The 11,784-nt window shown below is 72.3% G+C and carries 9 protein-coding genes; 6 read left to right on the top strand and 3 right to left on the bottom strand.

Annotation, left to right across the window (positions count from 1 at the left end; genetic code table 11):
- Positions 1–640, bottom strand: a 640-nt coding sequence (locus ACWCO3_RS23355; protein ID WP_450012011.1) for a TetR/AcrR family transcriptional regulator, incomplete at its 3' end; no start/stop codon positions are given.
- Positions 641–752: 112 nt separating this feature from the next.
- Here ACWCO3_RS23355 and ACWCO3_RS23360 point away from each other — a divergent pair.
- A complete protein-coding gene (locus ACWCO3_RS23360; RefSeq protein WP_358166055.1) occupies positions 753–2,339 on the top strand; it encodes an MDR family MFS transporter in 1,587 nt (528 codons plus the stop codon).
- A 72-nt stretch (positions 2,340–2,411) separates the two neighbouring features.
- On the opposite strand, the gene ACWCO3_RS23365 is transcribed toward ACWCO3_RS23360, so the two are convergent.
- Positions 2,412–4,241, bottom strand: coding sequence for a tetratricopeptide repeat protein (locus ACWCO3_RS23365; protein ID WP_450012013.1), 1,830 nt, complete (start codon positions 4,239–4,241; stop codon positions 2,412–2,414).
- A 189-nt stretch (positions 4,242–4,430) separates the two neighbouring features.
- Between ACWCO3_RS23365 and ACWCO3_RS23370 the strand changes: the two genes are divergently transcribed.
- The gene (locus ACWCO3_RS23370; protein WP_450012019.1) at positions 4,431–5,462 is read left to right on the top strand and encodes an SIS domain-containing protein; all 1,032 of its coding nucleotides are present in this window, start codon (positions 4,431–4,433) and stop codon (positions 5,460–5,462) included.
- Positions 5,463–5,487: 25 nt separating this feature from the next.
- Complete coding sequence (locus ACWCO3_RS23375; RefSeq protein ID WP_145779118.1) at positions 5,488–7,080, top strand: PAS domain-containing sensor histidine kinase; 1,593 nt, start codon at positions 5,488–5,490, stop codon at positions 7,078–7,080.
- 42 nt (positions 7,081–7,122) lie between these two features.
- Here ACWCO3_RS23375 and ACWCO3_RS23380 read toward each other — a convergent pair whose 3' ends face one another.
- Positions 7,123–8,631: a glycosyltransferase family 39 protein gene (locus ACWCO3_RS23380; protein WP_450012015.1), complete on the bottom strand. Its 1,509-nt coding sequence runs from the start codon at positions 8,629–8,631 to the stop codon at positions 7,123–7,125.
- 396 nt (positions 8,632–9,027) lie between these two features.
- Between ACWCO3_RS23380 and ACWCO3_RS23385 the strand changes: the two genes are divergently transcribed.
- From ACWCO3_RS23385 to ACWCO3_RS23395, 3 genes are read left to right on the top strand one after another with little or no spacing between them, the layout of a single operon-like run.
- The gene (locus ACWCO3_RS23385; RefSeq protein WP_357839999.1) at positions 9,028–10,740 is read left to right on the top strand and encodes a nitrite/sulfite reductase; all 1,713 of its coding nucleotides are present in this window, start codon (positions 9,028–9,030) and stop codon (positions 10,738–10,740) included.
- Entirely contained in the window at positions 10,737–10,898 is a 162-nt protein-coding gene (locus ACWCO3_RS23390; RefSeq protein ID WP_167393614.1) for a hypothetical protein, read from the top strand. The genes ACWCO3_RS23385 and ACWCO3_RS23390 overlap by 4 nt, the downstream gene beginning before the upstream one ends.
- Positions 10,895–11,656: a phosphoadenylyl-sulfate reductase gene (locus tag ACWCO3_RS23395; RefSeq protein WP_145779121.1), complete on the top strand. Its 762-nt coding sequence runs from the start codon at positions 10,895–10,897 to the stop codon at positions 11,654–11,656. Before ACWCO3_RS23390 ends, ACWCO3_RS23395 begins: the two co-directional genes overlap by 4 nt.
- The last annotated feature ends 128 nt before the right edge of the window (positions 11,657–11,784 follow it).

Consider the following 11,784-nt stretch of genomic DNA (forward strand, 5'->3'; position numbering starts at 1 on the left):
CCAACGGCAACAGTCGCGCCGAACGGTGCGGGCTCGTCGGCGAGTTCGCCTTCGAGGTGTACGCGCACGAGAACGGCCTGCCCAAGAAGCCCGCCAACAACTCGTCGGCCACCTCCAAGGCGATCTTGCGGCGTTCGTCGTCGCTGATGTGCGGCGCGCGGAGCGCGAACCAGCTGCCGTGCACCGCGAACAGGGACAGGGTCGCGCGCAGTTGGGCGGCGGGGGAGTCGTCGCCCCGGCACAGCGCGTCGGCGAGCTTCATCATCCGGCCGCGCATCTGCTGGCCGGCGGTGAGACTCTTCAGCACGGTCTGGTTCTGCTCGAAGAAGCGCATGACCGACGGCATCTCGCCGCTGAACATCGTGTCGGCGTAGCGGGAGACGAGCTCGCGCCGGGTGTCCAGGGTCGGGGGCTGCGACTCGGCCCACGCGGTCAGCGCGTCGATTTGCACCAACCGGTCCTCGACGAAGCTGGCGACGATGTCGTCCTTGCTCTTGAAGTGGTAGTAGAGCGCGGCCTTGGTGACGTTGAGGCGCTCGGCGATCTCCCGAAGCGAGGTCTTCTCGTACCCCTGCTCGGTGAAGAGCTCGAGCGCGACGGCCTTGATCCGCTCCCGCGTGCCGCCTGTGCTCTCCCTCACCCACGCCCCCCAATTGGCTTGACCGTTAGTTGGTCCCCAACTTACCGTGCGGCTAGTAAGGTGACTAGCCGGGCGGCAAGTAAGTGTGGCAATCCTCGGGGGGAGCTTACCCATGACACAGGCAACCCAGGCCGGCGCACGACCCAACAACATCCGGGTCGTGCTGTTCGGGCTGATGATCGCGATGATGCTCGCGATGCTCGACAATATGATCGTCAGCACCGCGTTACCGCGGATCGTCGGCGAGTTCGGCGGCCTCAACCACTTCACCTGGGTGGTCACCGCGTACGTCCTGGGCACCACCGTCTCCACCCCGATCTGGGGCAAGCTCGGTGACCTCTACGGCCGCAAGTCGGTCTTCCTGACCTCGGTCGTCGTCTTCCTGGTCGGCTCCGCCCTCTGTGGCATGGCCGGCTCCGGGATGCTCGGCGGCCCAGAGGACGGCATGGTCCAGCTCATCGCCTTCCGGGCCGTGCAGGGCCTCGGCGCCGGCGGCCTCATGGTCGGCGTGATGGCGATCATCGGTGATCTGGTCCCGCCCCGCGAGCGCGGGCGCTACCAGGGCATGATCGCTGGCATCATGGCCATCGCCATGGTCGCCGGCCCGCTGGCCGGCGGATTCATCACCGACCACCTCTCCTGGCGCTGGGCGTTCTACGTGAACCTGCCGCTGGGCGGAATCGCGCTGCTCGTGCTGATCACCACCATGCACCTGCCGAAGTACCGCACCGAGCACCGGATCGACTGGCTCGGCGCCGGGCTGCTCTCGGTCGGCATCACCGCGATCGTGCTCATCACCACCTGGGGCGGCAACGAGTACGACTGGACCTCGCCGCAGATCCTCGGCCTGGCCGTGCTGGCCGTCGTCGCGTTGGTGGCGTTCGGCCTGGTGGAACGCCGGGTCCAGGAGCCGATCCTGCCGCTGGCGCTCTTCGCCAACCGCAACTTCGCGCTGATCTCGGTGATCGGCTTCCTGCTCGGCTTCGCGATGTTCGGCGCGATGAACTTCCTGCCGCTCTACCAGCAGACCGTTCAGGGCGCGTCGGCGACCAACAGCGGTCTGCTGCTGCTGCCCCTGATGTTCGGGATGCTCGTCGTCTCGCTGGTCATCGGCCGGGCGATCACCAAGAACGGCAGGTACCGGGCGTACCCGATCGTCGGTGGCGTGGTGATGACCGCAGGCATGGCGCTGCTGTCCATGCTGGACACCAACACCAGCAAGTTGACGTCCTCGCTCTACATGGTCGTGCTCGGCGTCGGCATGGGCTTCCTCATGCAGACGTCGATGCTGATCGCGCAGAACAGCGTGGAGCAGAAGGACCTCGGCGCGGCCAGCGGCGCGGCGACGTTCTTCCGGTCGATCGGCGGTTCGTTCGGCATCTCGCTGTTCGGCGCGATCTTCGCCAACCGGCTGGCCAGCTCCGAGGGCGGTCGGGCCTTCGGTGGCGGCGAGGCCGGCGCTGGGATGGACCTGGCGAAGCTCAAGGAACTGCCCGCCCAGGCGCGCGAGGTGGTGCTCGGCGGTCTCTCCGACGCGATCTCGCACGTGTTCCTGTGGGCGGTGCTGTTCACCATCGTGATCCCGGTGCTCGCCTGGTTCATCAAGGAGATCCCGCTGCGGACCGCCAACGAGGCGCCGCCGCAGGCCACCCCGGAGGAGGAGGCCGAGGTCGCTCTCGGCAAGGCCCCCGTCGCCTGATCCGACACCCGCATCGCACGCCGCGTCGTCCCGTCCGGGGCGGCGCGGCGTGTGTCTTCCACGAGAGCGCGGCTACCGCCGGCGCAGGCGTTGCCAGAGACGGCGTAGCGGATTGCGGGGACGGGGGACCCGGGCGGAACGCGTGCCGAGCAGGTCGGTGGCGAGCGCCGCGGTGGCCGGGTCCAACTCCGGAGCGGCGAGCGCAAGATGGGCCAGCGAACCGGCGATCGGGACCGGCCGGGTGCGCGCCACGGCGGCCGCGTCGGCGAGCCGCTCCGCCACCACCCGCGCCACGTCCGAGCGCACCGAGGGATCCACCCAGGCTGCGGTGACCAGCGCGAACAGCGCCGCCTCGGTGACCCAGTCCTCGACCCCCCAGATCAGGTCGAGCAGCACCCGGCGGCGGGTCGACCCCTCCCACGGCTCGTCGGTGCGGTGGTGCAGCAGACCCAGGCAGGCCCACACCTGCACACCCCGGACCCAGACCGACGGGTCGTGGGCGGCCAGCAGTCGACCCACCGCGTTGGCCGGCGCCGCGGGCGGGTGCACCAGCAGACCGAGCAGATCGGCCACGTCGAGACCGGCCAGGCTCACCGCCGCGTCGTACGCCGCGGGCGGGTGTGGCCACGCCGGGTGCGCGATCTGCCCGATCCGTTCGACAGCCGTCGCCGAGGGCGCCGGCAGGGCAGGCGTGGGTACGTCGTCCGCGTACCGCCACAGCTGGTGTGCGGACGCCCGTCGCGGCTCGCGCGGGTCCGGTTCCAGCGTGCTCCCGACGACGTCGATCCGCAGTCCGGGGGCCGTCGACGTCGCCGTCCGGACGGCGCTCGGCGGGGCCGGGGCAGTCAGGTGTACGACGCTGCCGAGGCCGTTGTCGTCGTCGGCCACCGCCTGGCGCATCGCGTCGAGCAGCGGTCCGTCGGCCGGCGTCAGTTGACCCAACCAGGGCCGGGCCCGGCAGCACTGGGCCAGGTCGCCGTGCTCGTGGGTGTCGTCGGGATGGTCCCGGACGAAGTCGGCGAGCGCGACCAGGTGGGCCAGGTCGCCGTCGCGCAGGTGCCGCAGACGGTGTGCGGTGTGCACCGCGCAGTCGAACGACGGGTCGCGTGCCAGCGCCCGCTCGGTCCACTCCAGCGCCTCGTCGAGCCGGCCGATGTCGGCCAGGGTGCCGGCGATGTCCGCGTAGATCGCCAGGTCGTCGGGGTCCAGCTCGACGGCCCGACCGAGAGCCGCGAGGCCGTCGCGGGTCCGGCCCGCGCTGCGGTACGCGTACCCGAGCCAGACCTCGCCCATCTTCGACTGCTGTGCGCGTACCCCTCGAGCGGCCCAGCGGACCGCCAGGGCGGCTTCGCCGACGCGCCGGGCCAGCGCGGACGCCGCACCCAGCAGCAGGCTGTGCTCGGGGTGCACGGTGACCGCGTTGCGGGCCAGCGTCAGGTACGGCGTGAGGGCGCCCCGGGCGAGCCGTGGCACCGGGTCGGGCAGGGCGGCGCACACCTGCATGAGGACGCGGGCGATGTGTTCCGGGCCCAGTCGTTCGGCCAGCTCGGGTGCGGTGACCCAGGGCACCTCGGCCCACGGGGAGCCGGGCGCGTACGTGGTCGCCGCGGCCAGCAGTTCCAGCCCTTCGGCGGGGCGCCCGGCGGTGGCGAGCAGGTGGGCGCGGGCGACGACGGCTCCCACGAACGTGTGGTGGTTGATCGGGAAGAGGTCGAGGCCGCCGTCGCTCACCGCGGCGAGTCGGGCCAGTGTCTCGTGCACCTCGGGCAGGGTGGGCGCCCGCGCCAACGCACCGGCGAGGTGACCGGCGGCGTGGTGCAGGTCGCCCTCGTCCAGTGCCAGCCGGGCCAGCGCCAGCTCCTCCGTAGCGGAGAGCGCGGCATCGTCCGTTCCCTCGGGCACGTCGTCCTCTCGTCGCAGACTCGACCGTGTGCAGCGGGCCAAGCGTAGTTGATATTGAGATCATCTGGTGATCATCTGCGCACTCCTGCTCGTTCAATTGCTCGAAGATGGGGAAAGGTGCAAGACTGAGCAGGAAACGCGCGGGAACCGCGCAGGGGAGGAGTGTCCGTGACACGCGCAGGGGCTGGCATGGCCGCCGACATCGACGAGCAGCCGGCCGGCTACGCGCGGCTGCTCTCCGCCGCCAACGCCGCCGAGATCGCCCGGGTGGCGGCGGTCATCGCCGAACGCCGCCCGCGGCACGTGGTCTTCACCGCCCGGGGCACCTCCGACCACGCGGCCCTCTACGGGGCGTACCTGACCGAGATCCGGCTCGGCCTGCCCGCCGGGCTCGCCTCGCCCAGCGTGGTCACCCTGTTCGGGGCCCGACCCGACCTGTCCGACGCGTTGGTCGTCGGGGTCAGCCAGAGCGGCGGCTCCCCCGACCTGGCCGAGGTGCTGCGGGCCGCCCGCGCCTCCGGTGCGCTGACCCTCGCGGTGACCAACGCCCCCGACTCGCCGCTGGTCGACGTGGCCGAGCTGAGCATCGACATCGCCGCCGGGCACGAGCGGGCAGTGGCCGCCACCAAGACGTACACCGCCGAGCTGCTCGCCCTGCTGATGCTGGTTGAGGGGATCCGGGCCGGCGACGGCGTGCTCCCGGCGGCCGAACGGGAGGCGCTCGCCGCGCTGCCCGAACTGGCCGCGCGCACCCTCGCCGACGACACTCCGGCCCGGCTTGCGCCGCGCTACCGGTTCGCCCGGCAACTGGTCACCACCGGGCGGGGGTACGCGTACCCGACCGCCCGGGAGGCCGCGCTGAAGCTGATGGAGACGTCGTACCTGCCGGCGCTCGCCTTCTCCGGCGCCGACCTGCTGCACGGTCCGCTCGCGATGACCGACCCGGAGGTCCCGGTGCTCGCCGTGGTCGGTTCCGGCCCGGGTGGACGGTCGATGGGTGAGGTGCTGCCCCGCCTCGGCGAACGCCGCGCCGACGTGGTGGTGGTCGGCTCCGCCGAGGTGCCGGGGGCCACCCGGCTGGCAGTTCCCGAGGTGGACGAGCGGTACGCCCCACTGCTGGACATCCTGCCGTTGCAGCGGTTGGCGCTGGCCCTGGCCCTCACCCGGGGTGAGGACCCGGACGCGCCACGCGGGTTGAAGAAGGTCACCGCGACGATGTGAGGCGCGGCGTGGCACCCTGGTCACCGTGTCCACGCTGCGCGACCTCGCCGAGGAGCACACCCATCTCCGTCCGGCCGACATCGACCACCTGCACCGCATCGCCGGCGACTGGCAACTACTCTCCGATCTGTCCTTCGCCGACCTGCTGCTCTGGGTGCCGGTCGACGCCGACGGCACGTTCCTCTGCGTCGCCCAGGTCCGCCCGACGACCGCCCCCACCGCGTACCAGGACGACCAGGTGGGGCGCATCGTCGGCGGGCCGGAGGTGGCACACCTGGGCGTCGCGTACTCCCAGGGCCGGATCTGGCGGGAGGGTGACCCGGTCTGGTACGGCGACGTGCCGGCCCGGCACGAGGCGATTCCGGTCCGGCTGCGCACCGCCGAGGGTGAGGCCGGTGAGGTGATCGCCGTGGTGGGACGGGACACCAACCTCTCCACCGCGCGTACGCCGAGCCAGTTGGAGCTCAACTACCTGACCACGGCGGACGACCTGGCGCAGATGATCGCGGACGGCACCTTCCCGCCGCCCCGGCATCCAGGTGAGACCACCTCCGCGCCGCGGGTCGGCGACGGCCTCGTCCGGCTCGACGCCGGGGGGAAGGTCACCTACGCCAGCCCGAACGCCCAGTCCGCGTACCGCCGGCTGGGCTACGCCTCCCATCTGGTGGGTGAGGACCTGGCCGCACTGCACCGCCGGCTGGCCGGTGACCCGCTGGACGGCACCGAGGCGTCGAACGGCATCCTGGCCGCCCTGCGCGGTGAGGCGCCGCCCCGACGGGAGATCGATGCACGCGGCGCCACGATGCTCACCCGGGCGCTGCCGTTGATGCCCGCCGGGGTGCCGATCGGCGCGCTGGTATTGGTCCGGGACATCACCGAGGTCCGGCGTCGCGATCGGGCGCTGATCACCAAGGACGCCACCATCCGGGAGATCCACCACCGGGTGAAGAACAACCTCCAGACCGTGGCCGCGCTGCTGCGGTTGCAGGCCCGCCGGGTGGCCATGCCGGAGGCGCGGGTCGCGCTGGAGGAGTCGGTACGCCGTGTCGCGTCCATCGCCCTGGTGCACGAGACGCTCTCCATGTCCAGTGACGAGGCGGTCGAGTTCGACGGCATCGTCGACCGGGTCGCCAGCGCGGCGACCGAGGTCGCGGCGACCGAGGTGAGCGTCGGCATGCGACGGCGGGGCAGTTTCGGCGTGCTGCCGGCGGAGATCGCCACCTCGCTGGTGATGGTCCTCAACGAGTTGCTGCTCAACGCCGTCGAGCACGGCTTCCCGCCGAGCGACGAGGAGGACGAGCCCCTGACCGCCGCTGCCTCCGGAATGGTGCCGGTCGCCGTGCCCGAGGTCGACCCGGAGCTGCGACCCGAGGTGGTGGTCTCGGCGCATCGGTTCCGCAAGATGCTGCACGTCTCGGTGGCCGACAACGGGCGCGGCCTGCCACCGGACTTCGATGCCGAACGTGCCAGCCGACTCGGCCTCCAGATCGTGCGGGCCCTGGTCACCGGGGAACTGCGCGGCACCATCGAGTTGCGCGCCGGAGCCAACGGCGGCACCGAGGCGGTGCTGGTCGTCCCGCTGGCGCGTAACGCCCCGGACGGACGCTCACAGGCCTGAGCCGCGCTGTCCCGACCGTTGCCGGGGCGCACGGTCGCCCGGTCAGCTGCCGGACCGTCCGGTCAGCAGGGCGACGGTCAGTCCGGGGCGCGGCCAGACCTGGGTGACGGTGAACTGCGCGCGGAGCGCGTCGCCCTTGGCACCGGGCACGGCAGCCAGCGGATCGGTGTGCCGGCCGGTGACGACAAGCCAGACGCGTGGCGTGCCGGCCAGGCACTGCGCCGGTTGCTGGCACTCGGCGGCCCACAGGTCACCCCGGCGGGCCTCATCCTCGGTGACCAGCACGTCGCGCGGCGGGTCGTCGCTGTGGTATTCGATGCCGAGGTCGAGAAAGAGCCAACTGTGTCGGGGCGAGTAGACCACTGCGTCGCCGGGCCGCTGACCGTCACCGATCACCCGTGCCGCGCCCGCGTAGTCCACCGGCGCGCTGCGTGGCCACTCGTGGGTCCGCCGCAGCGCGGCCTGGTCGGGGAGGCCGAGCAGCCCGGCCAGGACCACCACGACGAGCGCGGCCGGCGCGGCCACCGCGGCCAGGGCCGCGCCCGCCAGCAGGCAGGCGAAGGGCACCACGAAGACCAGGTACCGAGGCACCCACAGGGGTACGACAGCGCCGGCGGCGAAGAGCAGCAGCACCGGCAGCAGCACCGCGCTCACCGGCAGCAGTGCCCGGCGTCCGAGCCGGGCCGCGCCCAGCGCGGCCACCCCGAGCAGCAGGCCGCCCACCACACTGCTCTGGGCCACGCCGCCGGGCAGCGCGGTCAGGTCGTCCAGCCGAGCCAGACCCACCCAGTTCAACTGCCGGGACTGCTGGGTCCGGGCCTTGACCAGCAACGGACCGGCCAACAGCACGACCGGCACCACGGCGACGACCCACCGCCACACCCGCCGGTCCCGGTCGACGGTGGTGTGGTCCCGAGTGCCGACACCGGCCTCGGCGGGCCCGCGCCACCAGGCGAGTACGACGACCAGCGCGTGCGCGGCGAGCAGCGTCAGCGCGATCAGGTGGATGAGTCCGAGAGCGGTGACCGCGACGGCGTACCCGGCCCAACGGGCCCAGCTCGGCCGTCGCAGCGTGGTCACCAGGAGCACTGTGGCGAGCACCGCGAGCATGGTGGCCAGCGCGTACGGGCGGGCCTCCTGGCCGTAGCGCGACGTGCCGGGGAGCACCGCGAACAGCAGGCCGGCGAAGAGACCGGTGCGCCGGTCGACGAGCCGTGTGCCGAGCACGGCGAGCAGCCCGGCGGCCACTGTCATCGCCAGCACGGCCGGCACGCGCAGAGCGACGGTGGAGTCGCCGACGATCCTGGTCCAGATGTGCATCAGCAGGTAGTACGGGCCGGTGGCGGCGTCGATGGTGTCGGCCAGTCGGGCCAGGTCGGTGGGCGACCGGGTGGCCGCGCTCCACGTGGCCAGCTCGTCGCGCCAGAGCTGGGCGGAGCCCAGGCCGGTCACTGTCACCGCCAGGGTCAGCAGCGCCGGGGGGAGCCAGACCGGTGGGCGGCGCAGATGGTCCCACGCCGCCCCGCTCGACTTCTCGGACAATCCGCCCACGGTTCGAGCCTGCCACGGCCCTGCCGCCCGTGGGTGTCAGCTGGCGGCAGGCACTTGGCCGCTGCTCGCCGCCGCTGTCCTCGGTGACCAGCTGGTCGGCTGACCGCCGGCCCGTGATGTGGGATCCAGCACGCGGACATTGGCCGGCCCCCTTGGGGTGTGGCAGCATGGGCGCATGACCGCCGCAGTCGTCCGCCGCTTCGTGGCACGTCGCCACGTCGATTACGGCCGCGTGCGCAGCGCGATCTGTCCGGCCTACTGACGACGCCCGATCAATCTGTCTCGGGCGCGCTCCGCGCCGGCTGTCTGAAGACACCGTTGTCCCGCCCGCTTCGCCGGGCCGGCCGCCGCGCCCCGCGTAACCCCGAGGCACAGCAGACAACGGAGGACGCCGCGATGGCGGTCAGCAGCATCCCGGCCCGTTCCGAGGACCCGACGGCTCGCCCGACCCGAGCGCCGCGCCGGCCACGGGGTGAGGGCCAGTGGGCGCTCGGCCACCGCGAGCCGCTCAACCCCAACGAGCGGATCAAGAAGGACGACGACCCGCTCAACGTCCGGGCCCGCATCGAGACCATCTACGCGCACCGCGGCTTCGCCTCCATCGACCCGCAGGACCTGCGGGGCCGGTTCCGCTGGTGGGGCCTCTACACCCAGCGCAAGGCGGGCATCGACGGCGGACGCACCGCCGTGCTGGAGCCGCACGAGCTGGAGGACGAGTTCTTCATGCTCCGGGTCCGCATCGACGGTGGTCAGCTCAGCCTGGCCCAGTTGCGGGTGATCGCGGACATCTCCCGGGAGTTCGCGCGGGACACCGCCGACATCACCGACCGGCAGAACATCCAGTACCACTGGATCCGCGTCGAGGACATGCCGGAGATCTGGCGTCGGCTGGAGTCGGTCGGCCTGCAGACCACCGAGGCGTGCGGCGACTGCCCTCGGATCGTGCTGGGCAGCCCCGTCGCCGGTGTGGCCCGCGACGAGCTGCTCGACCCGACCCCGGCGGTCGACGAGATCGTCTCCCGGTACGTCGGTGACAAGCAGTTCTCCAACCTGCCCCGCAAGTTCAAGACGTCGATCTCCTGGCTGGTCGACACCCCGTACGAGTCGAACGACATCGCCTTCCTCGGTGTCGACCACCCCGAGCACGGCCCCGGCTTCGACGTCTGGGTCGGCGGTGGCCTCTCCACCAACCCGATGCTCGCCAAGCGGCTCGGCGTCTGGGTGCCGCTGGCCGAGGTGCCGGACGTGTGGGCAGGTGTCGTCGGCATCTTCCGCGACTACGGCTACCGCCGGCTGCGCAATCGGGCCCGGCTGAAGTTCCTGGTGGCCGACTGGGGTGTGGAGCGCTTCCGGGAGGTCCTGGAGAAGGACTACCTCGGCCGCACGTTGCTCGACGGCCCGGCGCCGACCCTGCCGTCGAAGCCGATCGACCACGTGGGCGTGCACGAGCAGGCCGACGGGCGGCACTACGTGGGTGCCGCCCCGGTGGTCGGGCGGGTCTCCGGCGCGCAGCTCAGCCAACTGGCCGACGTGGTCGAGGCGCATGGCAGCGACCGCGTGCGGCTCACCCCGTACCAGAAGCTGCTGGTGCTCGACGTGCCGTCGGAGCGGACGGAGTCGCTCGTCGACGCGCTGCGCGGGATCGGCCTGGAGGCCCGGCCCTCGGCCTGGCGGCGCGGCACGATGGCGTGCACCGGCATCGAGTACTGCAAGCTCGCGATCGTCGAGACGAAGGCCCGCGGTGAGGAGTTGGTGGCCCGGCTGGAGCAGCGGCTGCGCGACTTCGACGCGGACATCTCGATCCACATCAACGGCTGCCCGAACGCCTGCGCGCGCACCCAGGTCGCCGACATCGGGCTCAAGGGCCAGCTGGTGGTCGGCCCGGACGGTCGGCAGGTGGAGGGCTTCCAGGTGCACCTGGGCGGTGGGCTGGGCATGGCCCAGGGACAGACGGCCGGGTTCGGGCGCAAGCTGCGCGGCCTGAAGACCACCGCGGAGGAGCTTCCGGAGTACGTGGAACGGCTGGCCCGTCGTTACCTGGCCGGCCGGAGCGAGGGCGAGACGTTCGCCAACTGGGTGATCAGAGTCGACGAGGAGGACCTGCGGTGAGCAGCGAGAACCGAGCGGCACCCCTGTACTGCCCGTACTGCGGCGAGGAGGACCTGCGGCCGCACGAGGCGGGGCACGGCGCGTGGGAGTGCCACGCCTGCACCCGCGTGTTCTCGGTGAAGTTCACCGGCCTGCTCTCGCGGGCGGTGACCCGATGAGTCTCGTCTCTGCCGCGAGTCTGCGCCTGGTCGGGCCGGGTGGCCCGACGCCGACCGATCCGGCCCGACGCGACCCGGACGAGCTGCGGGCCCTGGCCGAGCAGGCCGCCCGGGACCTGGAGGGCGCACCGGCCCTGGAGATCGCCCGCTGGGCGGCGCAGACCTTCGGCGACCGGTTCTGCGTCACCAGCTCGATGGCCGACGCCGTGCTGGCCCACCTGGTGTCCCGGGTGGCACCGGGCGTGGACGTGGTGTTCCTCGACACCGGCCTGCACTTCCCCGAGACGCTGCGGGTGCGCGACGAGGTGGCCCGGACGCTCCCGGTGAACGTGCGGTCGATCCGGCCGCGGCTCACCGTCGGCCAGCAGGACGGCCAGTACGGCCCCCGGCTGTTCAACAAGTCGCCGGACGACTGCTGCCAGCTGCGCAAGGTGGAGCCGCTGGAGCGGGCGCTGACCGGGTACGACGCCTGGGCTGCGGGCCTGCGCCGGGACGAGTCACCGACCCGGGCCAACACGCCCGTGGTGACCTTCGACGCGCGGCGCGGCAGGGTCAAAGTCAACCCGATCGCGGCATGGTCGCAGCGGGATGTGGACGCCTACATCGCCCGCTTCAACGTGCCGGTCAACGAACTGTTCAAGCAGGGTTACGGGTCGATCGGCTGCTGGCCGTGCACCCGCCGTACGAAGGCCGGCGAGGACGCGCGGGCCGGCCGGTGGGCCATGTTCGAGAAGACCGAGTGCGGCCTGCACGTCTGACCTCACCGGCGACGACCCCGACCGGCCCCGGTGCGGCCGGCGGGGCCGACCCGGTGGTGCTGGTCGCACACGGCAGCCGCGATCCGCGAGCCACCCAGGCGGCCGCAGACCTGGGATCTCTCGAACCC

It is taken from the genome of Micromonospora sp. NPDC002411, assembly GCF_053592955.1.